This is a genomic window from Pseudomonas atagonensis, assembly GCF_011369485.1.
Lineage (GTDB): Bacteria > Pseudomonadota > Gammaproteobacteria > Pseudomonadales > Pseudomonadaceae > Aquipseudomonas > Aquipseudomonas atagonensis.
Genome location: NZ_VXCA01000044.1, coordinates 56,202 through 76,238, shown reverse-complemented (window position 1 = coordinate 76,238; position 20,037 = coordinate 56,202). Strand labels below are relative to the sequence as shown.

The following is a 20,037-nucleotide window of genomic DNA, read 5'->3' as shown; positions in this document are numbered from 1 at the left end:
CCTAACCTTAAGACACACCCGCCCGTTTCGCTGGCAGAACCATGACCGAACTTGTGCTTACGCTCATCAGTGCCGCGCTGCTCAACAACTTCGTGTTGCACTGGCCGCTGGGCGTCGATCCGCTGTTGGCGGGCGGTCGCCGGCAAGTGCATGCGCTGGGGCTGGCGACGTTGTGTCTGATGCTGATCGTCGGCGTCATCGGTCAGCTCATCTGGCATTGGTTGCTCGTGCCGCTTCAACTGCAGGGACTGCGCCTGTTCGTGTTTCTGCCATTAAGCGTGTTGCTGATTGCGCCGTTGCTGAAAGGGCTGACGCGCTGGCTGCCAGGTTTACCGTTCGACGGTTTGTGGCCGCTGTTGCTGGGCAATGCCGGCGTGCTCGGACTAGCGCTGATCAATGCACAAAATGATCAAGGGTTGCTGCACACAACGGCATTGAATCTTGGTGCGGGCCTGGGTTTCTGGATAGTACTGAGCCTGTTCAGCGACTTGCGCGAACGCACCGCCGGCAACGATATTCCTCTGCCCTTTCGCGGCTTGCCGATCGACCTGATCGGCGCCGGACTGATCGCAGTGATTTTTCTCGGATTCAGTGGACTGATCAAAACATGAGTCTGATTCAACGCATCGATGCCCTCCTGCCGCAGACCCAATGCGGCAAGTGCGGCCATCCCGGATGCAAGCCCTACGCAGAAGGCATCGCCGCTGGCGAGCCGATCAACAAGTGCCCACCCGGCGGGGACGAAACCATCACCGCGCTGGCCGAATTGTTGAAAATACCAGTGCTGGAACTGGACATCAGTCGCGGCTCGGCACCGCCGCAAGTGGCTTACATCCGCGAGGCCGAATGCATCGGTTGCACCAAGTGCATTCAGGCCTGCCCGATCGACGCAATAGTCGGCGCCGCAAAACTGATGCACACGGTGCTCATCGACGAATGCACTGGCTGCGATCTGTGTGTGGCGCCCTGCCCGGTGGATTGCATCGAAATGCATCCGTTGCCGCCAAGTACCCTGCCGGTGGTCGGTGGTCTGGCCTTCAGTCTGGATGAACAGCGTGCGCGGGCAGCCAAACGTGATCACGCACGTCAACGCTTCGAGCGGCGCAACGAGCGCTTGCTGCGTGAAGAGCAGCAGAAACAGGCTGAACGTGAAGCACGCGCCAAACGGGCCGCGGAGCCTGAAGTGCAAACCCTTGATCCGGTGCAGGCCGCCCTTGAGCGTGTTCGCGCGCAGAAGGCCGCCACCGCCGACGCCGCCCTGAAAAAAGCCAAGATCGATGTCGCGATGAGCCGCGCTCAGTTAAACAAATCTTTGAAGGCCTTCGGTCATCCGCCAACGTTTGAGCAGCAATCGCAATTGATCGTGCTGCAACAACAGTTCGAAGCGGCGGAACGGGCCCTGGCGAAAATCGATACACCCGCCCCTGCGGCGCCTGCAGCGCCTGCCCCGGCGAAAGATGCAGACCTGAAGCGCGCGAAAATCCAGCTGGCCATGCGCCGCGCCGAACTGAAAAAGGCCCAGAGCGCAGAAGCCGCACCCGAACAGATCGCGATTCTGGAGCAAGCCCTGCGTGACGCCGAAAAAGCCCTGCATGCCGCAGAAGCCATAAGTGAACAAGCGGTGCCTGACTTGGTGCGAGTGGAAAAGCGCCCGATCGACAGCCAGCTTCGTCAGCTCAAAACCGAATTGGCCTACGCTCGGGCCGACCTGAGCAAGCTCGAACGCCGCGCCGACATTCCAGACGAAGTCCTCGACAAGGCCCGTGCCCGCCTGCAAGACGCCGAGCGCCAGGTGCAAGATCATGTCGCCCCTTGAAACGCCGGATGATCGCCTGCAACAGGCGATGAAGCTGGTGCTGCTGGCGACCCTGCCGGGATTACTCGCGCTGTTCTGGCTTTACGGCTGGGGCGTACTGATCAATCTGATGCTGTCCATCGGCACGGCGTTGCTGGTTGAGGCCGCTGTCACTCGCCTGCGTCGGCAGCCGTTGCAACCCACACTCACTGACGGCAGTGCCGTGGTCAGTGCAACGTTGCTGGCCGCCGCCCTGCCACCTTATTGCCCGTGGTGGCTGACAGCGACGGCGATTACGGCGGGGCTGCTATTCGGCAAGCACCTGTACGGTGGCGTCGGTAAAAATCCGTTCAACCCCGCTATGCTCGGTTTCGCTTTGGCGATGGTGTTGTTCCCACAAGCGATGACCCACTGGCCTGCACATGGCCTGGATCTGTCGGCGACCATGCATCAAGTGTTTGGCCTCGGTGAGGCGCCGGATGCCTGGGTTAAGGCGACGGTGCTGGACAGTTTGCGCATCAACAAAAGCCTGACCATGAACGAGCTTTTCGCCAGCAATCAGGCATTCGGTCGTTTTGGCGGGCGTGGTGTGGAATGGGTCAATCTGGCGTTTCTTGCCGGTGGTCTGTTCCTGTTACAACGCCGGGTATTCGCCTGGCACGCCCCGGTCGGCATGCTTGCCAGCCTGTTTGTCGTCAGCCTGCTGTGCTGGAACGGTTCGGGCTCGGACTCTCACGGCTCGCCACTGTTTCACCTGCTGAGCGGCGCCACCATGCTCGGCGCTTTTTTCATCATCACCGAACCGGTCTCCGGAGCGAAAAGCCCCCTCGCTCGTCTGCTGTTCGGCATGGGCGTCGGGCTGCTGACCTATTTGATCCGCACGTGGGGGGGTTACCCGGACGGCGTGGCGTTCGCAGTGCTGATGATGAATCTCTGTGTGCCGGCGCTGGAGCGATTCTCTGCCAGCCGTCAGTCAGCGGTGACGCCATGAACCGGACAGCGAACGTGACCATTTTGACGCTGCTGGCCGTCATCGGCCTCGGCGCAACGTATCTTGTCCAACGCAGCAATGAACCGCAGATCGCGGCCGCACAACGTCAGCTCGACAGTCGCACACTGCTCGACGTGCTCGCGCCCGACGCTTACGACAATCAGCCGCTGGAACAACCGCTGACGTTGACTGAGGTTACGCTCAGTCACAGCCATCTTGTTGCCGGCTATCGCGCCAGCAGAGAAGGTCAGCCCGTGGCGGTACTGCTGCGCAGCCAGACGCAAGGCTATGCCAGCACCCTCGAATTGCTGATCGCTATCGACCCCAACGGCAAATTGCTTGGAGTAAAAACCCTCAAGCAGAACGAAACCCCGGCCCTCGGCGGATTGATTGGCGATTGGCCCAACGCCTGGCTGGCGGCTTTTACCGGCAAATCCCGCAATGAACCGGCAGAGAGCGCCTGGGCATTGAAAAAGGATCAGGGGCAGTTTGATCAGATCGCCGGCGCAACCATCACCTCTCGCGCTGTGATCAACGCCATTCATGACGCCTTACGCTACTTCGATGAGCATCGAGCGGCATTGCAGGGGAGTGGAACATGAACCGGAATGCGACGTTGTCGAACTCATTGCTGTTGGTTCTGCTACTTGGCGCCACCGACACGCTGGCAGCAGCTCTGGGCACACTACTGATGTTGGCCGCCGTGCTCGGTACGTATGCCGTATGCAAGTCACCGTTGCGCTCGCGAATGTCTGGGGCAAGTGCACTGCTGGCCAGTGTCTTACTGGCTGCCACCCTGACCGGTTGCGCGGAAATTTTCATGCAGCGCTGGTTTGCTCAGTGGCAACAAACCTACAGTCTCTACGCCGGATTGATCGCCTTGCAGTGCGTGGTACTGGAGCGAAATGGATTCCTTCGTCAGGCATTGGCTGATCGCCTCAAGCATGGCTCCTGTTTCGCAGGATTGATGCTCGGTTTCAGCGCGCTGCGTGAACTCATTGGTCACGGCAGCCTCGGTCGAAATCTGTCCGACCATTGGAGCGGTTTGCTTCTAATTAGTGAAGGGCTGCACCTGGCCACACTGGTGCCCGGCGCTTTCATTTTGTTGGGCCTGCTGCTCGCAGCCCGTCAGGCGTGGACTCGCCCGAACTCTATTTCCAAGGAAACGCATCGCCCATGAATGCCGCAAAACGTCTTGAGATCTTTCGCCGACTGCATGAAGACAATCCCGAGCCGAAAACCGAACTGGCTTACTCCACACCGTTCGAGCTGCTGATTGCGGTGATTCTCTCGGCACAGTCAACAGACGTCGGCGTCAACAAGGCCACGGCGAAACTGTTCCCGGTAGCCAACACACCCGCCGCGATCTACGCCTTGGGTGTCGAAGGCTTGTCCGAATACATCAAGACCATCGGTCTCTACAACAGCAAAGCAAAAAACGTCATCGAGACCTGCCGCTTGCTGGTCGAGCGCCATGCCAGCGAGGTTCCACAAACCCGTGAAGAGCTGGAAGCGTTACCCGGCGTGGGCCGGAAAACGGCAAACGTGGTGCTGAACACCGCTTTTCGCCAGTTGACCATGGCGGTCGATACGCACATTTTCCGCGTCAGCAATCGCACCGGCATTGCACCGGGCAAGAATGTCGTCGAGGTGGAAAAGAAGCTGATGAAGTTTGTGCCGAAAGAATTCCTGCTCGACTCGCACCATTGGCTGATCCTTCACGGTCGCTACGTGTGTCTCGCCCGCAAGCCGCGCTGTGGCAGCTGTCGGATCGAAGATTTGTGTGAATACAAACACAAAACCTCGGACGATTGATCCGCTATTGGAACAATTGATAAGTCGATTGAAAAAATCTTTTTTACCCGTCGCTGCATTACCGATATAAGGAGCGCCAAAGGCAGTCTTAGCCGGGAGTTAACCTGTATGAGTAGCGACAAAGAACAACTGGACGTAGATGACGACATCGAACCCGTAGAGCCTGAAGATGCCGATCCGGTGGTCGAAGTAGCCAAGACCAACCTGAGCAAGCGCCGCACCATCGACAATCTGCTTGAGGAGCGCCGACTGCAAAAGCAATTGGCCGATTACGATTTTGATCTCTGATGCATGAAAGCCTCCCGAAACGGAGGCTTTTTACTTTCTGCCGAAAACCGACTGCGATCGCCCATGATCCTGTCAGTCACCTTGAGATCAAACAAGACCGTTACGTTGTGCCAGCTCGATCAGATCCACCAGTGAGCGCGCATTGAGCTTCAGTAACAGACGGGTTTTATAAGTACTGACGGTCTTGTTACTCAGAAACATGCCGTCGGCAATCTCCTTGTTGGTCTTGCCCCTTGCCAACTGCTGCAGCACCATCATTTCGCGACCGGAAAGTCGATCGACCATGTCGGACTCGCTGGCATTGCCCAAACTGGTTCGAACCGTGTGCAACGCCTGATTGGGAAAGTAACTGTAGCCCGACAACACCGCTTTGATTGCACTGAGCAGTTCGGTCAGATCCTGCTGTTTACATACATACCCCGCTGCCCCTGACTGCATACAACGCATTGAAAAATGGCCGGGCGCCTGGGACGTCAGCACCAGGACTTTCAAAGGCATGGCGGTCGATGTCAGACGCGCAATAACTTCGAGGCCATCAAGTTTGGGAATTCCTATATCCAGAATGACAATATCGGGCATTTGATCCCGAGCGAGTTGTAGTGCATCCACACCATTATCGGTTTCTGCAATAACTTCGTAGCCATGCCGCTCCATCAGCATACGCACAGCAAGACGAATGACGGGGTGATCATCCACGATCAGCACTTTATTCATGGGCAAGTCCAGTTTCGCTGTTCGAATTTTTAGAGCGAGCACAATAGCGTAGTCACATCCCCCGTGGCACAGGTGCTTTATCGTGCATGCGCAGCGAAAGACATTCCCTACAAGCATCGAGGATTAATCCTACAAATTTGCCCACGCAGTAGGAATAGCAGGACAGTTTCATAGCGTTTTTTCTGTTTCCGATCTTGAATTGATAACCCTCTGCCAGCTGAACTTCAACGTGAGCCAGAGCTGCTTTCCGGAAAAAATCCAATCCCGTTTTTTCTCTTTCATGAAAAAGCCGTACTGCCTAATCCAGTAAATTATCCGTAACAACGAACTTCCATAATTTACTTATTTTTTGTTATAAGCAAACACCACTAATTCAAACCTTCAATTCAAAAATCGAGAAAACCCGAACATGAGTAAAGAACATGATGAAGATCAAAAAGAAAATTACCAACCCAATGACAGTCATCGCTATATTTGCGGTGATCTCGGAAACATCTGCAACTGTCACGCTGCCATTCCTGGATAACGGTGAACGCGAAATTTATATTTGGTTCTTGATAAGCTTTCCGTTTTATTTGATTTTTCTATTTTTTGTCACAATAAACTTTAACTATCGATCCTTGTATTCACCGTCCGACTTCAACAACGAAAAGAACTTTCTTAGCGCATTCCAGAACAACCGAACCAAAAACGGCTCAATACCATCTTCGAATAAAGAACGCGGAGCGGCAAATCCTGGAGCTCAACACAAAGTCCGCTTATCCGCCTCAGTGAAAACTTTGCACTTCATTGATATTCGCCAAATGGTGTGTACGGATTGTTTCGGGAAGGCAATGGAAACGATACGACACACTGACAAACAGGCGCAGCGGATTATCGTGTTCGTGTCCGATCATGTCTCGGAGAATTCACTCAAGCGACATTTGCTATTTCACGCTGAACGGACAAAAAAGGGGGGAGGCAAAACGTACTGTGTTTCTTACAACGTATGCTCACAGGACGTAACGGTAATGGGGACGTTTTGAAAAGGCATGCGCTGACCGAACGTCAGCAGCGGGGGACTTCTTGCAAAGTGACGACCTTGCCCGAAGGACAAGGCCGCCACTTGCTCAGCGCCTGAAAAACTCAGAACAATTTGCGGCCCTTATTGGCAGCAATGCGCATGCGCAGCGCGTTGAGCTTGATGAAGCCCGCCGCATCGGCCTGGTTGTAAGCACCGCCGTCTTCTTCGAAAGTCGCGATGGTGGAGTCGAACAGCGAATCATCGGACTTGCGGCCAGTGACGATCACGTTGCCTTTGTACAGTTTCAGGCGCACAACGCCGTTCACGTTGACCTGCGAAGCGTCGATCATCTGTTGCAGCATCAGACGCTCAGGGCTCCACCAGTAACCGGTGTAGATCAGGCTGGCGTATTTCGGCATCAACTCGTCTTTGAGGTGAGCGACTTCGCGGTCCAGGGTGATCGATTCGATGGCGCGGTGAGCGCGCAGCATGATGGTGCCGCCCGGGGTTTCGTAGCAGCCGCGGGACTTCATGCCGACGTAACGGTTCTCGACGATGTCCAGACGGCCGATGCCGTGCTCGCCACCGATCTTGTTCAGCGTGGCCAGAACAGTGGCCGGTGTCATTTCGACGCCGTCCAGCGCAACGATGTCGCCGTTACGGTAAGTCAGTTCCAGGTACTGTGGTTTGTCAGGCGCGTTCTCCGGGGAGACGGTCCATTTCCACATGTCTTCTTCGTGCTCGGTCCAGGTGTCTTCCAGCACGCCGCCTTCATAGGAGATGTGCAGCAGGTTGGCGTCCATCGAGTACGGGGATTTCTTCTTGCCGTGGCGCTCGATCGGGATCGCGTGCTTCTCGGCATAATCCATCAGTTTCTCGCGGGACAGCAGATCCCACTCGCGCCAAGGGGCAATCACTTTTACGCCTGGCTTGAGCGCGTAGGCACCCAGCTCGAAACGCACCTGATCGTTGCCCTTGCCGGTGGCGCCATGGGAAATGGCGTCAGCGCCGGTTTCGTTGGCGATTTCGATCAGACGCTTGGCAATCAGCGGACGCGCGATGGAAGTACCCAGCAGGTACTCGCCTTCGTAAACGGTGTTGGCACGGAACATCGGGAACACGAAATCACGCACGAATTCTTCGCGCAGATCGTCGATGTAGATTTCTTTGACGCCCATGGCCTGAGCCTTGGCGCGGGCCGGCTCGACCTCTTCGCCTTGACCGAGATCAGCGGTGAAGGTCACCACTTCACAGTTATAAGTATCCTGCAGCCACTTGAGGATCACCGAAGTGTCCAGGCCGCCGGAATACGCCAGAACGACCTTGTTTACGTCCGCCATGCCATCACTCCACGGGGTTCTACGGAAAGCCGAGGAGTCTACCGCTCAAACGCGATAATTTACAGAGGCGCGACAGCTTAAGACGACAAAGCGACAGAATCTGTCGAGAGCGCGACGATGACCGGCGAGTCAGGAAGTTGCGGCAGTACTGGCAGGCATGCTCGCTTGCGGCGCCGGAGCAGCGACTGGTGTCACCCGCGCGAGCTTCACATTGACTCGACGATTCTTCGCGCGGTTGGCCGCGTTGGTGTTCGGCACAATGGGATATTGCTCGCCATGGAAACGCACGGTGATTTGCGATTCCTGAATGCCGTTGGCCTTGAAGAAGTCCACCACGGCCAATGCGCGACGGCGCGACAGTTCGCGGTTGGTCAAACGATTGCCACTGTTGTCGGAATGCCCATCGAGTTCGATGTGATTGACCGTCGGATCGGCCTTCATGTATTCGAGCATCACTTGCAGCTTGGCCTTCGCTGCTGAGTCCAGATCAACGCCCTCGCCGGGAAAGCCGATCTGTGACTGTTTGATCTGCTCGAAATTCTGCGGCAGCAATTTCGCCACACAGGTCTGATAGTCGTTAAACGCCTTGCTGAACTTGACTGGCAACAAGCGTACTTCCGACACACGCCCATCACCCGAAGCACGACGCACGACCGGACTGCGGCCATCGAGCAGGCCGCTGATCAGGCCACCGGCCTGGGACTGCGAGCTGCTGAACAAGACGTTGCCACTGCCGAGCCTGACACTGCCCAGATTGATGTCACCACGCCCCGGCTGCCAAGGCGCGGCGGCGGCCAGCAAAGTCGCCGAACCACCGCCAAGCATGGCGTTGTAGGCGTTAAGACGGAAGATCGCCTGTTCGCCGGCCTTGCGCACAAACTCGCCCGAGCCGAAATCGGTGATCGGTTGCGTCAGACGGCATTCGAACTTGTCGCCGGCGACCGTCCACTCAATGTTCTCCAGACGGGTCTGGTACGTGAGCGCCATCGCGGGAAGGCTGGCAAACACACTGAGCAAGGCTAAATAACGCTGGCGCACGGGAGGCTCCATTGGCTTCTGAAACACAAAGACCGATTCACACTATGTTTACGGCATACCTACGGGATATCGGAAGCTTCCCGCAAAACTTGATAGCGAGTGCCTGCAAGAGTCTTTTCCGGTAGCATTCGCCTCAGTTTGACCCGCCTGGAATCCCCTCATGTCCGACCGCCTGACCCTGCTGCGTCCCGACGACTGGCACATTCATCTTCGCGATGGTGCCGTCCTGACCAATACCGTTGCCGATGTAGCGCGCACTTTTGGTCGCGCCATCATCATGCCCAACCTGGTCCCGCCGGTGCGCAACGCCGCCGAGGCCGACGGCTATCGCCAGCGGATTCTGGCTGCCCGCCCAGCCGGCAGTCGCTTCGAACCGTTGATGGTGCTGTACCTCACCGACCGTACCCAGCCCGAAGAAATTCGTGAAGCCAAGGCCAGCGGTTTCGTGCACGCCGCCAAGCTTTACCCGGCCGGCGCCACCACCAACTCCGATTCCGGCGTGACCAGCATCGACAAGATTTTCCCGGCGCTGGAAGCCATGGCCGAAGTCGGCATGCCGCTTTTGATCCACGGTGAAGTCACCCGTGGTGATGTCGACGTGTTCGACCGCGAAAAGATTTTCATCGATGAGCACATGCGCCGGGTCGTCGAGCGCTTCCCGACGCTGAAAGTGGTGTTCGAACACATCACCACCGGCGACGCCGTGCAGTTCGTCAACGAGGCTTCGGCCAACGTCGGCGCAACCATCACCGCGCACCACCTGCTCTACAACCGCAACCACATGCTGGTGGGCGGGATTCGGCCGCACTTCTATTGCCTGCCGATCCTCAAGCGCAACACGCATCAGGAAGCGCTGCTCGACGCCGCCACCAGCGGCAGTGCGAAGTTCTTCCTCGGCACCGACTCGGCGCCGCACGCCCAGCACGCCAAGGAAGCCGCTTGTGGCTGTGCCGGCTGCTACACCGCGTACGCGGCCATCGAGATGTACGCCGAAGCCTTTGAACAGCGTAACGCGCTGGACAAGCTCGAAGCCTTCGCCAGCCTCAACGGCCCGCGTTTCTATGGCCTGCCGGTCAACATCGATCGCATCACCCTGGTTCGCGAAGAATGGACCGCCCCGACCAGCCTGCCGTTTGGCGAGCTGACCGTTATCCCGCTGCGCGCCGGTGAAAAACTGCGCTGGCGCCTGCTGGAGGAACACGCGTGAGTGAAGACCATTTCGACGACGAACTGGACGGTCAAAGTGGCGGCGGCGGTTCCCGTCACCCGATGGCGGCACGCTTTCGCGGCTACCTGCCGGTTGTCGTCGACGTAGAAACCGGTGGTTTCAACTCGGCTACCGATGCACTGCTGGAGATTGCCGCGACGACCATCGCCATGGATGAAAAGGGTTTCGTTTACCCGGATCACACTTACTTCTTCCGCGTTGAGCCGTTCGAAGGCGCCAACATCGAAGCAGCGGCGCTGGAATTTACCGGGATCAAACTGGATCACCCGCTGCGCATGGCCGTCAGTGAAGAGACAGCACTGACCGACATCTTCCGCGGCATCCGCAAGGCGTTGAAGGCCAACGGCTGCAAACGGGCGATTCTGGTCGGCCACAACAGCAGCTTCGACCTTGGCTTCCTGAACGCTGCAGTTGCGCGTCTGGACATGAAACGCAACCCGTTCCACCCCTTCTCCAGCTTCGACACTGCGACTCTCGCAGGTCTGGCGTACGGTCAAACCGTATTGGCGAAAGCCTGCCAGGCAGCCGACATCGATTTCGACGGCCGTGAGGCGCACTCCGCGCGTTACGACACCGAGAAAACCGCCGAACTGTTCTGTGGCATCGTCAATCGCTGGAAACAGATGGGCGGCTGGGAAGATTTCGACGACTGATCCGCATCGAACAAATCCCGCGCATAAAAAAACCGGCTACTTGAGCCGGTTTTTTTTCACCTCGACGTTGCGCCTTACAGGGCAGCAGCGTTCTCGGTCAGGTATGCAGCAACGCCTTCTGGCGAAGCGTTCATGCCTTTGTCGCCTTTTTTCCAGTTGGCAGGGCAGACTTCGCCGTGCTCTTCGTGGAATTGCAGAGCGTCGACCAGACGGATCAGCTCTTCCATGTTACGGCCCAGCGGCAGGTCGTTGATGATCTGCGAACGGACAACGCCTTTGTCGTCGATCAGGAACGCGCCACGGAAAGCTACGCCGCCTTCGGATTCAACGTCGTAAGCCTTGGCGATGTCGTGCTTCATGTCGGCAGCCATGGTGTATTTCACCTGACCGATGCCGCCATTGTTCACCGGGGTGTTGCGCCAGGCGTTGTGGGTGAAGTGCGAGTCGATCGACACAGCGATCACTTCAACGTTGCGTGCCTTGAAGTCAGCCATGCGGTTGTCCAGAGCGATCAGCTCGGACGGGCAGACGAAGGTGAAGTCCAGTGGGTAGAAGAACACCAGGCCGTATTTGCCTTTGATGGCCGAGGACAGAGTGAAGCTGTCAACGATCTCGCCATTGCCGAGTACGGCCGGGACGGTGAAGTCAGGGGCTTGTTTGCCTACGAGTACGCTCATGGATATCTCCTGGTGAATAACTTGAAGTTCAGGGTCCGTGCCAGCCTGCCATCCTCGGACGACAGCCCTGTGACACGAACCCCCTTCGCAAGGGCCGACCATCATACACTGCGTTTTTGGCCTGTCCTTAACGGTTTTTTGAAGGAAGCGGATAACGCGGCTGCATTTACGGGGCCAGGCAATCAGCCAGTAGTCACCGTTCGTCAGTCACTCGTCGATCTGTGGAAAAGCCTTCAGAAAGCACTTTGACAATCATTCTCGTTAACATTAAGATCCATCGCAATTGAGTCACAACCAGCGACGGTTCTCACTTATGTATGTTTGCCTCTGCACTGGCGTCACCGACGGACAGATCCGCGAAGCGATCTATGAAGGTTGCTGCAGCTATAAAGAAGTTCGTCAGGCCACCGGCGTCGCCAGCCAATGCGGCAAATGTGCCTGCCTTGCCAAGGAAGTGGTTCGCGAAACCCTGACCAAGCTGCAAACCGCCCAGGCCGCGATTCCTTATCCGGTAGAATTTACTGCCGCGTAATGACCTCAAATTCAAAGAACCGGACTTATGTCCGGTTTTTTTATGCCTGAAAATCAATTGGTTAGGCTCCAGACGCGGAACACAAACATTCTTATTCCGATTAATTTTCATATATTATTCAATAACTTAGGTTTGACACTTATAACTGCCAAGCTCAAACTCTGCCTTATATACCGCTACTTAGGGCAGGACTCCCATCATGAAAGGCGACGTTACAGTCATCCAGCATCTCAACAAGATCCTTGCCAATGAGCTGGTCGCGATCAATCAGTACTTCCTGCATGCGCGCATGTATGAAGATTGGGGCCTGAACAAGCTGGGCAAGCACGAATACCACGAATCCATCGACGAGATGAAACACGCGGACAAGCTGATCAAGCGCATCCTGTTCCTCGAAGGCCTGCCGAACGTGCAGGATCTGGGCAAGCTGCACATCGGCGAGCACACCCGGGAAATGCTGGAGTGCGACCTGCGTATCGAGAAAACCGGCCATTCGGATCTGAAAGCCGCGATCGCTCATTGTGAAACTGTTGGCGACTTCGGCAGCCGTGAACTGCTTGAAGACATTCTTGAATCCGAAGAAGAACACATCGACTGGCTGGAAACCCAACTGGGCCTGATCGATAAAGTCGGTCTTGAGAACTATCTGCAATCGCAGATGGGCGAAGACGAGTAATTAGCGAGCGCTAAACTCGAGACACTAAAAAGCCCCGCCCTCTTTCGAGGCGCGGGGCTTTTTATTGCCCGGATTTCAATCAATGCTGAAATCCCTGTGGAAGCGAGCCTGCTCGCTCCCACAAAAGCCGGATCAGGCTTCGGACTTGTTCGCAGCTGCTGCTTCGACAGCAGCCTTGATGGTGTTTTGCAACGAACCGTCGGCAGCCATCTCGGTCATGATGTCGCTGCCGCCGACCAGTTCACCGCCGACCCACAATTGCGGGAAGGTCGGCCAGTTGGCGTACTTCGGCAGGTTGGCGCGGATTTCCGGGTTCTGCAGGATGTCCACGTACGCAAACTTTTCACCACAAGCCATCACAGCCTGCGCAGCTTTCGCGGAGAAGCCACACTGCGGGGCATTCGGCGAGCCTTTCATGTAAAGCAGAATGGTGTTGTTGGCAATCTGCTCTTTAATCGTTTCGATGATATCCATGGAGCACCTCGGCTGAACTTTCCGACTCATGGGTCGGCACGGTGGCGCATTGTAACGGAATCCCGAGCGCGCTGCTTGGTCTCCCCGACAGACATGCTCAAGCCGCAGCCACCGTCACCGGCACACCATTCAATGCCGCGTTACCGGACAACTCGTCAAGTTGGCATTCATCGGTCAAGTCATTGGCACTCGAACCAGGCTGACTCGAGGCGATCGCCATCTGCACGCCAGGCCGTGCGTGGCCCCAACCGTGCGGCAGACTGACCACGCCTTTCATCATGTCCAGACTGCCAAGCACTTCCACTTCAATCTGCCCGACCCGCGAACTGACCCGCACCAACTGCCCGTCATTGAGGCCACGACTGGCGAGATCGTCGGGATGCATCAGCAACTGGTGGCGCGGCTTGCCCTTCACCAGACGATGGTAGTTGTGCATCCACGAGTTGTTGCTGCGCACGTGGCGGCGCCCGATCATCAGCAGTTCATCGGCGGCTGGCGCCTGTAATGCGGCGAAGCGCGCCAAGTCGGCAAGGATCTCCGGTGGCGCAGCCTGCACACGCTGATCAGGCGTTTTTAAACGCTTTGCCAGATTCGGTTTCAGCGCGCCCAGATCAATTCCGTGCGGATGGTCGAACAACGTGTTCAATGACAACTTGTGTTCGGACGCATCGCCATACATGCCCATGCGCAGGCCCATGTCGATCATCTTCGCCGGCGGCATCGTCGGTTTCAGCTCTTTGCCGGTTTTCCCGGCAAACGCCTTGGCCAGGCCGACGAAGATCTCCCAGTCATGCAGCGCGCCCTCAGGCTTGGCGAGGATCGCGCGATTGAAACGGGTCACGTTACGCACCGCGAACAGATTGAACGTGGTGTCGTAGTGATCGTTCTCCAGCGCCGAAGTCGACGGCAGGATCAGGTCGGCGCAACGCGTGGTTTCGTTGATGTACAGGTCGATGCTGACCATGAACTCCAGGCCATCCAGCGCCTGTTCCAGTTGCCGTCCGTTGGGCGTGGACAACACCGGATTGCCGGCCACGGTGATCAGTGCGCGGATCTGCCCTTCGCCTTCGGTGAGCATTTCTTCGGCCAGCGCCGAGACCGGCAGTTCGCCGCCATACTCAGGACGCCCGGAAACCCGACTCTGCCACTTGTTGAAATGCCCACCCGAGGTCGAGGCCACCAGATCGACTGCCGGCTCGGTGCAGAGCGCGCCGCCGACACGGTCGAGGTTGCCGGTGACCAGATTGATCAATTGCACGACCCAATGGCACAGCGTGCCGAAAGCCTGCGTCGACACACCCATCCGCCCATAGCACACCGCACTTGGCGCAGCGGCGAAGTCGCGGGCCAATTGGCGAATCTGTTCAGCGGGTACGGCGCACAAGGGGCTCATGGCTTCGGCAGTGAACGTTGCGACCGCCGCACGCACGTCATCGAGGCCATCAACCGGCAAATGACTGTCGCGGGTCAGCCCCTCGCTAAACAGCGTGTTGAGCACGCCAAACAGCAACGCCGCATCGCCGCCCGGGCGCACGAACAAATGCTGATCGGCCATTGCCGCTGTTTCGCTGCGACGCGGATCGACGACCACGACTTTGCCGCCGCGCGCCTGAATCGCTTTCAGGCGTTTTTCAACGTCGGGCACGGTCATGATGCTGCCGTTGGAGGCCAGAGGGTTGCCACCGAGAATCAGCATGAAATCGGTGTGATCGATGTCCGGAATCGGTAACAGCAGGCCATGCCCGTACATCAAATGGCTGGTCAGATGGTGGGGCAACTGGTCGACCGACGTTGCCGAATAACGGTTACGGGTTTTCAGCAAACCGAGGAAGTAATTGCTGTGAGTCATCAGCCCGTAGTTGTGCACGCTCGGGTTGCCCTGATAAACCGCCACGGCGTTTTGTCCGTGACGCTCCTGAACAGCCGCCAGGCGCTCGGCCACCAGTGCGAAAGCCTCGTCCCATTCGATCGGCAGCCATTCACTGCCGACACGGCGCATCGGCTGGCGCAGCCGATCGGGATCATTCTGGATATCTTGCAGGGCCACGGCTTTGGGGCAGATATGGCCTCTGCTGAAGGTATCCAGGGCATCGCCCTTGATCGAGGTGATCGCAACGCTGCCATCGGTCTCGGTGGTCTCGATGGTCAGGCCGCAAATGGCTTCGCACAGGTGGCAGGCACGGTGATGGAGAGTCTTGGTCATGGCCAGTCTCTGTCTTGTTCTGGGCAGGTAACTTGCCTGCGGGAACAAAACTATGGCCCGAGCGCCGAGGCGGCGCCAGCGACGTTCGTCTTGTGAATCGGCGGCCATCAGGCCAGCCGATGGACTGGCGCAGTCAGTTCGACGGCAACTGTGGCGGTGCCTGCAACTGGATTTCCTGGATGGTTTCGATTTGCTCGTGGGCGACGTGTACGCCGGTGAGTTCGCCAATCAGCCGCCAGTGTTCGTCGAGCCCGGCACTGATCGTGGCCATGCGATCAATCATGTGGCGACCGGCAGACTTGACCACTTCGTCTTCGCTGCGCAACAGCTCAAACGACATTGAAGTGACCGAAGCGGTGAGATGGGTCAGTGAGCGAGCCGTGTGGCCCAGCAGTTCCATTAACAGTTTTTCTCTCGATTCCATGCGGTGGCTTCCTGCGTCGCTCGAAAGGTAGTTATAACCCAGCACTTTGCTTTAGCAAATGTTTCGACCTGAGCATCCGACCAAGCGAGTCCGTGGCCGACGAGTCCTGAAACGACCGAAGCAGCGTCATCCGCGCCACGCCGGATTGCCAAGCCCCGCGAGGCCAGTGTACAAAGAGGCTCGCTGCTGTCCTGAACCCGGCTTCAAATGCGTGATCGGCCAACGCCGGTGCGCCCTCCGAATCCCGCAAAAACCGTAGCCTATTGGAAAAACGCGACATTTAATGTCAATATCGCGCCTTCCCCTATTTCGTCGCCCCGTGCGGCTTACGCCGCAGGTCTCGCCCGTTGTTCCGTTAAACAAGGCTTTGAGCATCTGCGGTTTGTAGCAAAAAGGTAGTCAATGATGAGCGCAAGGCACTTTCTCTCCCTGATGGATTGCACGCCCGAAGAGCTGGTCAGCGTGATCCGTCGAGGCGTTGAGCTCAAGGACCTGCGTAACCGCGGCGTACTGTTCGAGCCTCTGAAAAACCGCGTGCTGGGGATGATCTTCGAGAAGTCCTCGACCCGCACCCGGATCTCCTTCGAGGCCGGTATGATCCAGCTCGGCGGCCAGGCGATCTTCCTTTCGCCACGTGACACCCAGCTGGGTCGTGGCGAGCCCATCGGCGACTGCGCCATCGTCATGTCGAGCATGCTCGATGCGGTGATGATCCGTACCTTTGCCCACAGCACCCTGACCGAATTCGCCGCCAACTCGCGCGTGCCGGTGATCAACGGCCTGTCCGATGACCTGCACCCGTGCCAGTTGCTGGCCGACATGCAGACGTTCCTTGAGCACCGCGGTTCGATTCAGGGCAAGACCGTGGCCTGGATCGGCGACGGCAACAACATGTGCAACAGCTATATAGAAGCGGCGATCCAGTTCGACTTCCAGTTGCGCGTTGCCTGCCCTGAAGGCTACGAGCCAAACCCTGAATTCGTTGCCAAGGCCGGCGATCGCGTGACCATCGTCCGCGACCCGCAGGACGCCGTGCGTGGCGCACACCTGGTGAGCACCGACGTCTGGACCTCGATGGGCCAGGAAGAGGAAACCGCCAAGCGCCTCAAGCTGTTCGCACCGTACCAGGTCAATCGCGCCCTGCTCGACCTGGCGGCCGAGGACGTGCTGTTCATGCACTGCCTGCCGGCGCACCGTGGCGAAGAAATCAGTCTCGACCTGCTTGATGACCCGCGCTCCGTCGCCTGGGATCAGGCAGAAAACCGTCTCCACGCACAGAAGGCCCTGCTCGAGTTCCTCGTCGAACCGGCATATCACCACGCATGAGCCATGAATTACTGCTGAACCTGCGCAACCTCGCTTGCGGCTATCAAGATCAACGCGTGGTGCAGAACCTCAATCTGCACCTCAATGCCGGCGACATCGGCTGCCTGCTGGGTTCGTCCGGCTGCGGCAAGACTACGACGTTACGCGCCATTGCCGGTTTTGAACCGGTGCACGAAGGTGAAATCACCCTGGGTGGCGAAACCATTTCCAGCGCCGGTTTCACCCTCGCGCCGGAGAAACGCCGGATCGGCATGGTGTTTCAGGACTACGCGCTGTTCCCGCACCTGAGCGTCGCGGACAACATCGCGTTCGGCATCCGCAAGCACCCGAACAAAGAGCGCGTCACCGAAGAACTGCTCGAACTGGTCAACCTGAAGAACCTCGGCAAACGCTTCCCGCACGAGCTGTCCGGTGGGCAGCAACAACGTGTCGCCCTCGCCCGCGCGCTGGCGCCAGAGCCGCAACTGCTGTTGCTGGATGAGCCGTTCTCCAACCTCGACGGCGAGTTGCGCCGCAAGCTCAGTCACGAAGTCCGCGACATCCTCAAGGCCCGTGGCACCAGCGCGATTCTGGTGACCCACGACCAGGAGGAAGCCTTCGCCGTGAGCGATCACGTCGGTGTTTTCAAGGAAGGTCGACTGGAGCAGTGGGACACGCCGTACAACCTGTATCACGAACCGGCGACGCCGTTCGTGGCCAGCTTCATCGGCCAGGGCTACTTTATTCGCGGCCAACTCGGCAGCCCGGAATCGGTGCAGACCGAACTCGGTGAGCTGCGCGGCAATCGTGCTTATACCTGGCCGATTGGCGGCGCGGTGGACGTGTTACTGCGCCCGGACGACATTGTTTATGCGCCGGACAGCGGGTTGAAAGCGCGGATCGTCGGCAAGACATTCCTCGGTGCTTCGACGCTTTACCGTTTGCAATTGCCGACAGGCGCGCAACTGGAATCGATTTTCCCCAGCCACGCTGACCATCAGGTGGGTGCCGAGGTCGGGATTCGCGTTGCCGCTGAACATCTGGTGTTATTCCAGGCCTCTGGCAGCACTGCTGCACAGATTCCAGCAGTGGAAAACGGCGTCCGCCGCTACCGCACCGCACACTGATCCGTCCCGGATCAAAACTGTGGGAGCGGGCTTGCTCGCGAAAGCGGTCCATCAGCCAGCATCAAGGCTGAATGACACACCGCCTTCGCGAGCAAGCCCGCTCCCACATTTAGTTTCGGTCAGCCCAAAATCAGGGTACCGCTGGCAACCAGCGTTGCATTGCCACCGATCTTCACCCGCCCACCCTCAAGCCGACAGAACAACTCGCCGCCCCGCGCCGAGCGCTGACACGCGGTCAGGCTCGACTTGCCCAAGCGTTTTGACCAGTACGGAATCAGGCTGCAATGGGTTGAACCGGTGACCGGGTCTTCGTTGATCCCAATCGCCGGGGCGAAATAACGCGAGACGAAGTCATGCTGATTGCCGCGCGCCGTGACGATCGCCCCCAGCCACGGCAGTTTGGCCAGTGCGACCATGTCCGGTTTGCAGTCGAGCACCGCCTGTTCCGAGTTCAGCACCACAAACAGTTCATTCGAACCCAGCACATCGACCGCTTCCACGCCCAGCGCCCGCTCGACATCCAGCGTCACGCCAATCTCCGTTGGAACAATCGACGGAAAATCCAGCCACAGACGCCCGCCTTCGCGGCTGACGCTCAACGGCCCGGACTTGCAGACGAAGGCGATGCTTTCAGCGGTTTCCTTGTAGACCTCAAACAACACATGAGCGCTGGCCAGCGTCGCATGGCCGCACAGCGGCACTTCGGTGGTCGGCGTGAACCAGCGGATCTGCCAGGCCTGACCTTCGCGCACCAGAAACGCGGTTTCCGCGAGGTTGTGCTCGGCGGCGATTTTCTGCATCAGTTCGTCCGCCAGCCACGCATCGAGCCGATAAACCATGGCCGGATTACCGCTGAAAGGCCGGTCACTGAATGCGTCGACCTGATGAAACTCAAGCTGCATAACTTTCTCCCTAAGTCAGTGGTCAGAGCATGCGGCGCGGGCCTGGTCAGCGCCAGTGACAGAACCGGTCAATTTTCTTCATACAGTGAGGGTCGGCTTAAACACGGCCGATGTCGGCGAATTTCGCCTGAGTGTGTTCGGCGAGCACCGCTGGCGCCAATTCGACTTCCAGCCCCCGCCGCCCGGCGCTGACATAAATAGTCGCAAAACCTTGAGCCGAGTTGTCGATGAAAGTGCGCAGGCGCTTTTTCTGGCCCAACGGGCTGATGCCACCCAAGAGGTAACCGGTGGAACGCTGGGCCGCTGCTGGGTCAGCCATCTCGGCTTTTTTCACCCCGGCGGCATGCGCCAGACCTTTGAGGTCAAGGCTTCCGACGACCGGCACCACCGCCACCAGCAATTCACCTTTTTCGCTCGCCGCGAGCAATGTCTTGAATACCTGCGCAGGCTCAAGCGCGAGTTTTTCTGCGGCCTCCAGCCCATACGACGCGGCCTTCGGGTCATGTTCGTAACTGTGCACGCGATGTTCGGCACGAACTTTTTTCAACAAGTCCAACGCAGGGGTCATGGCAGCTCCAGGCTCGGCGGCGAGAGAAAAATCCTGCGCGGAATTCTAGGTGATCACACCGTAAAAGGCTCTATTCCAAGCCACGTTTCCTGCGGCCTGCGCCTCTTTGAGAACAAAGCGGACGAACCATCACGGACGATCATTCACACGACGAATAGTTTTATTGTGACTGACGGTTCACTTTCGACCTTTGACAGGTTTGTTTCTTGTCTATATTTTTTCGAATCTGAATAATGTAAGAATTATCGTCACCGCAGCACCCAGCAGTAAACCGGGAACGGAAT

At 57.9% G+C, this 20,037-nt stretch carries 23 protein-coding genes; 14 read left to right on the top strand and 9 right to left on the bottom strand.

Annotated features, from left to right (window positions below; translation table 11 throughout):
* Positions 1 to 41: 41 nt before the first annotated feature.
* The 7 genes from F2P67_RS26030 to F2P67_RS26000 all read left to right on the top strand — a co-directional run bounded on the left by F2P67_RS26030 (position 42) and on the right by F2P67_RS26000 (position 4,889).
* Positions 42 to 611 carry an electron transport complex protein RnfA gene (locus tag F2P67_RS26030; protein WP_166225679.1) on the top strand — a complete coding sequence of 190 codons (570 nt, stop codon included), beginning with the start codon at positions 42 to 44 and terminating at the stop codon, positions 609 to 611.
* Complete coding sequence (rsxB, locus tag F2P67_RS26025; protein WP_166225676.1) at positions 608 to 1,816, top strand: electron transport complex subunit RsxB; 1,209 nt, start codon at positions 608 to 610, stop codon at positions 1,814 to 1,816. The genes F2P67_RS26030 and rsxB overlap by 4 nt, the downstream gene beginning before the upstream one ends.
* Entirely contained in the window at positions 1,803 to 2,786 is a 984-nt protein-coding gene (locus F2P67_RS26020) for an RnfABCDGE type electron transport complex subunit D (protein WP_166225673.1), read from the top strand. Before rsxB ends, F2P67_RS26020 begins: the two co-directional genes overlap by 14 nt.
* On the top strand, positions 2,783 to 3,388 hold the full coding sequence (locus F2P67_RS26015; RefSeq protein WP_166225670.1) for an RnfABCDGE type electron transport complex subunit G: 606 nt from the start codon (positions 2,783 to 2,785) through the stop codon (positions 3,386 to 3,388). The genes F2P67_RS26020 and F2P67_RS26015 overlap by 4 nt, the downstream gene beginning before the upstream one ends.
* A complete protein-coding gene (locus F2P67_RS26010) occupies positions 3,385 to 3,966 on the top strand; it encodes an Rnf-Nqr domain containing protein (protein WP_166225667.1) in 582 nt (193 codons plus the stop codon). Before F2P67_RS26015 ends, F2P67_RS26010 begins: the two co-directional genes overlap by 4 nt.
* Complete coding sequence (nth, locus tag F2P67_RS26005; RefSeq protein WP_166225664.1) at positions 3,963 to 4,601, top strand: endonuclease III; 639 nt, start codon at positions 3,963 to 3,965, stop codon at positions 4,599 to 4,601. The genes F2P67_RS26010 and nth overlap by 4 nt, the downstream gene beginning before the upstream one ends.
* Before the next feature lie 108 nt (positions 4,602 to 4,709).
* Positions 4,710 to 4,889 carry a PA3496 family putative envelope integrity protein gene (locus F2P67_RS26000; RefSeq protein ID WP_166225661.1) on the top strand — a complete coding sequence of 60 codons (180 nt, stop codon included), beginning with the start codon at positions 4,710 to 4,712 and terminating at the stop codon, positions 4,887 to 4,889.
* 87 nt (positions 4,890 to 4,976) lie between these two features.
* Here the strand turns inward: F2P67_RS26000 and F2P67_RS25995 are convergent, their stop codons facing one another.
* A complete protein-coding gene (locus F2P67_RS25995; RefSeq protein ID WP_166225658.1) occupies positions 4,977 to 5,603 on the bottom strand; it encodes a response regulator transcription factor in 627 nt (208 codons plus the stop codon).
* A 422-nt stretch (positions 5,604 to 6,025) separates the two neighbouring features.
* On the opposite strand from F2P67_RS25995, the gene F2P67_RS25990 reads away from it, so the two are divergent.
* A complete protein-coding gene (locus F2P67_RS25990) occupies positions 6,026 to 6,628 on the top strand; it encodes a hypothetical protein (protein ID WP_166225655.1) in 603 nt (200 codons plus the stop codon).
* Positions 6,629 to 6,728: 100 nt separating this feature from the next.
* On the opposite strand, the gene F2P67_RS25985 is transcribed toward F2P67_RS25990, so the two are convergent.
* A complete protein-coding gene (locus tag F2P67_RS25985; protein ID WP_166225652.1) occupies positions 6,729 to 7,946 on the bottom strand; it encodes an argininosuccinate synthase in 1,218 nt (405 codons plus the stop codon).
* Positions 7,947 to 8,075: 129 nt separating this feature from the next.
* Positions 8,076 to 8,984 (bottom strand): OmpA family protein, encoded by a 909-nt coding sequence (locus F2P67_RS25980; protein WP_166225649.1) that lies wholly within the window; start codon positions 8,982 to 8,984, stop codon positions 8,076 to 8,078.
* A 160-nt stretch (positions 8,985 to 9,144) separates the two neighbouring features.
* On the opposite strand from F2P67_RS25980, the gene pyrC reads away from it, so the two are divergent.
* Positions 9,145 to 10,191, top strand: coding sequence for a dihydroorotase (pyrC, locus tag F2P67_RS25975; protein WP_166225646.1), 1,047 nt, complete (start codon positions 9,145 to 9,147; stop codon positions 10,189 to 10,191).
* On the top strand, positions 10,188 to 10,865 hold the full coding sequence (gene rnt / locus F2P67_RS25970; protein WP_007916667.1) for a ribonuclease T: 678 nt from the start codon (positions 10,188 to 10,190) through the stop codon (positions 10,863 to 10,865). Before pyrC ends, rnt begins: the two co-directional genes overlap by 4 nt.
* 74 nt (positions 10,866 to 10,939) lie before the next feature.
* Here the strand turns inward: rnt and F2P67_RS25965 are convergent, their stop codons facing one another.
* Positions 10,940 to 11,542, bottom strand: coding sequence for a peroxiredoxin (locus F2P67_RS25965; protein WP_003227723.1), 603 nt, complete (start codon positions 11,540 to 11,542; stop codon positions 10,940 to 10,942).
* A gap of 313 nt (positions 11,543 to 11,855) precedes the next feature.
* On the opposite strand from F2P67_RS25965, the gene F2P67_RS25960 reads away from it, so the two are divergent.
* Positions 11,856 to 12,074: a bacterioferritin-associated ferredoxin gene (locus F2P67_RS25960; protein ID WP_003227725.1), complete on the top strand. Its 219-nt coding sequence runs from the start codon at positions 11,856 to 11,858 to the stop codon at positions 12,072 to 12,074.
* Positions 12,075 to 12,273: 199 nt separating this feature from the next.
* Positions 12,274 to 12,750, top strand: coding sequence for a bacterioferritin (bfr, locus tag F2P67_RS25955; protein ID WP_166225643.1), 477 nt, complete (start codon positions 12,274 to 12,276; stop codon positions 12,748 to 12,750).
* 132 nt (positions 12,751 to 12,882) lie between these two features.
* Here bfr and grxD read toward each other — a convergent pair whose 3' ends face one another.
* The 3 genes from grxD to F2P67_RS25940 form a co-directional block, all read right to left on the bottom strand.
* A complete protein-coding gene (grxD, locus tag F2P67_RS25950) occupies positions 12,883 to 13,224 on the bottom strand; it encodes a Grx4 family monothiol glutaredoxin (RefSeq protein ID WP_166225640.1) in 342 nt (113 codons plus the stop codon).
* A 97-nt stretch (positions 13,225 to 13,321) separates the two neighbouring features.
* Positions 13,322 to 15,427, bottom strand: a complete 2,106-nt coding sequence (locus F2P67_RS25945; protein ID WP_166225637.1) for a molybdopterin oxidoreductase family protein — start codon at positions 15,425 to 15,427, stop codon at positions 13,322 to 13,324.
* A gap of 133 nt (positions 15,428 to 15,560) precedes the next feature.
* Positions 15,561 to 15,851 carry a hypothetical protein gene (locus tag F2P67_RS25940; RefSeq protein ID WP_166225634.1) on the bottom strand — a complete coding sequence of 97 codons (291 nt, stop codon included), beginning with the start codon at positions 15,849 to 15,851 and terminating at the stop codon, positions 15,561 to 15,563.
* Positions 15,852 to 16,256: 405 nt separating this feature from the next.
* Between F2P67_RS25940 and argF the strand changes: the two genes are divergently transcribed.
* On the top strand, positions 16,257 to 17,177 hold the full coding sequence (argF, locus tag F2P67_RS25935; protein ID WP_166225631.1) for an ornithine carbamoyltransferase: 921 nt from the start codon (positions 16,257 to 16,259) through the stop codon (positions 17,175 to 17,177).
* On the top strand, positions 17,174 to 18,283 hold the full coding sequence (locus tag F2P67_RS25930; RefSeq protein WP_166225628.1) for an ABC transporter ATP-binding protein: 1,110 nt from the start codon (positions 17,174 to 17,176) through the stop codon (positions 18,281 to 18,283). Before argF ends, F2P67_RS25930 begins: the two co-directional genes overlap by 4 nt.
* 119 nt (positions 18,284 to 18,402) lie before the next feature.
* Here the strand turns inward: F2P67_RS25930 and F2P67_RS25925 are convergent, their stop codons facing one another.
* Both F2P67_RS25925 and ybaK read right to left on the bottom strand, forming a co-directional pair.
* The gene (locus tag F2P67_RS25925) at positions 18,403 to 19,185 is read right to left on the bottom strand and encodes a PhzF family phenazine biosynthesis protein (RefSeq protein ID WP_166225625.1); all 783 of its coding nucleotides are present in this window, start codon (positions 19,183 to 19,185) and stop codon (positions 18,403 to 18,405) included.
* A 97-nt stretch (positions 19,186 to 19,282) separates the two neighbouring features.
* Complete coding sequence (gene ybaK, locus F2P67_RS25920) at positions 19,283 to 19,753, bottom strand: Cys-tRNA(Pro) deacylase (protein WP_166225622.1); 471 nt, start codon at positions 19,751 to 19,753, stop codon at positions 19,283 to 19,285.
* Positions 19,754 to 20,037 lie beyond the last annotated feature (284 nt).

Excerpts from the sequence above, each read along its gene's own strand:
- F2P67_RS26030 (WP_166225679.1), top strand. The coding sequence starts at position 42 with ATGACCGAACTTGTGCTTACGCTCATCAGTGCCGCGCTGCTCAACAAC.
- rsxB (WP_166225676.1), top strand. The coding sequence starts at position 608 with ATGAGTCTGATTCAACGCATCGATGCCCTCCTGCCGCAGACCCAATGC.
- F2P67_RS26020 (WP_166225673.1), top strand. The coding sequence starts at position 1,803 with ATGTCGCCCCTTGAAACGCCGGATGATCGCCTGCAACAGGCGATGAAG.
- F2P67_RS26015 (WP_166225670.1), top strand. The coding sequence starts at position 2,783 with ATGAACCGGACAGCGAACGTGACCATTTTGACGCTGCTGGCCGTCATC.
- F2P67_RS26010 (WP_166225667.1), top strand. The coding sequence starts at position 3,385 with ATGAACCGGAATGCGACGTTGTCGAACTCATTGCTGTTGGTTCTGCTA.
- nth (WP_166225664.1), top strand. The coding sequence starts at position 3,963 with ATGAATGCCGCAAAACGTCTTGAGATCTTTCGCCGACTGCATGAAGAC.
- F2P67_RS26000 (WP_166225661.1), top strand. The coding sequence starts at position 4,710 with ATGAGTAGCGACAAAGAACAACTGGACGTAGATGACGACATCGAACCC.
- F2P67_RS25995 (WP_166225658.1), bottom strand. The coding sequence starts at position 5,603 with ATGAATAAAGTGCTGATCGTGGATGATCACCCCGTCATTCGTCTTGCT.
- F2P67_RS25990 (WP_166225655.1), top strand. The coding sequence starts at position 6,026 with ATGATGAAGATCAAAAAGAAAATTACCAACCCAATGACAGTCATCGCT.
- F2P67_RS25985 (WP_166225652.1), bottom strand. The coding sequence starts at position 7,946 with ATGGCGGACGTAAACAAGGTCGTTCTGGCGTATTCCGGCGGCCTGGAC.
- pyrC (WP_166225646.1), top strand. The coding sequence starts at position 9,145 with ATGTCCGACCGCCTGACCCTGCTGCGTCCCGACGACTGGCACATTCAT.
- F2P67_RS25965 (WP_003227723.1), bottom strand. The coding sequence starts at position 11,542 with ATGAGCGTACTCGTAGGCAAACAAGCCCCTGACTTCACCGTCCCGGCC.
- F2P67_RS25960 (WP_003227725.1), top strand. The coding sequence starts at position 11,856 with ATGTATGTTTGCCTCTGCACTGGCGTCACCGACGGACAGATCCGCGAA.
- bfr (WP_166225643.1), top strand. The coding sequence starts at position 12,274 with ATGAAAGGCGACGTTACAGTCATCCAGCATCTCAACAAGATCCTTGCC.
- grxD (WP_166225640.1), bottom strand. The coding sequence starts at position 13,224 with ATGGATATCATCGAAACGATTAAAGAGCAGATTGCCAACAACACCATT.
- F2P67_RS25945 (WP_166225637.1), bottom strand. The coding sequence starts at position 15,427 with ATGACCAAGACTCTCCATCACCGTGCCTGCCACCTGTGCGAAGCCATT.
- F2P67_RS25940 (WP_166225634.1), bottom strand. The coding sequence starts at position 15,851 with ATGGAATCGAGAGAAAAACTGTTAATGGAACTGCTGGGCCACACGGCT.
- argF (WP_166225631.1), top strand. The coding sequence starts at position 16,257 with ATGAGCGCAAGGCACTTTCTCTCCCTGATGGATTGCACGCCCGAAGAG.
- F2P67_RS25930 (WP_166225628.1), top strand. The coding sequence starts at position 17,174 with ATGAGCCATGAATTACTGCTGAACCTGCGCAACCTCGCTTGCGGCTAT.
- F2P67_RS25925 (WP_166225625.1), bottom strand. The coding sequence starts at position 19,185 with ATGCAGCTTGAGTTTCATCAGGTCGACGCATTCAGTGACCGGCCTTTC.
- ybaK (WP_166225622.1), bottom strand. The coding sequence starts at position 19,753 with ATGACCCCTGCGTTGGACTTGTTGAAAAAAGTTCGTGCCGAACATCGC.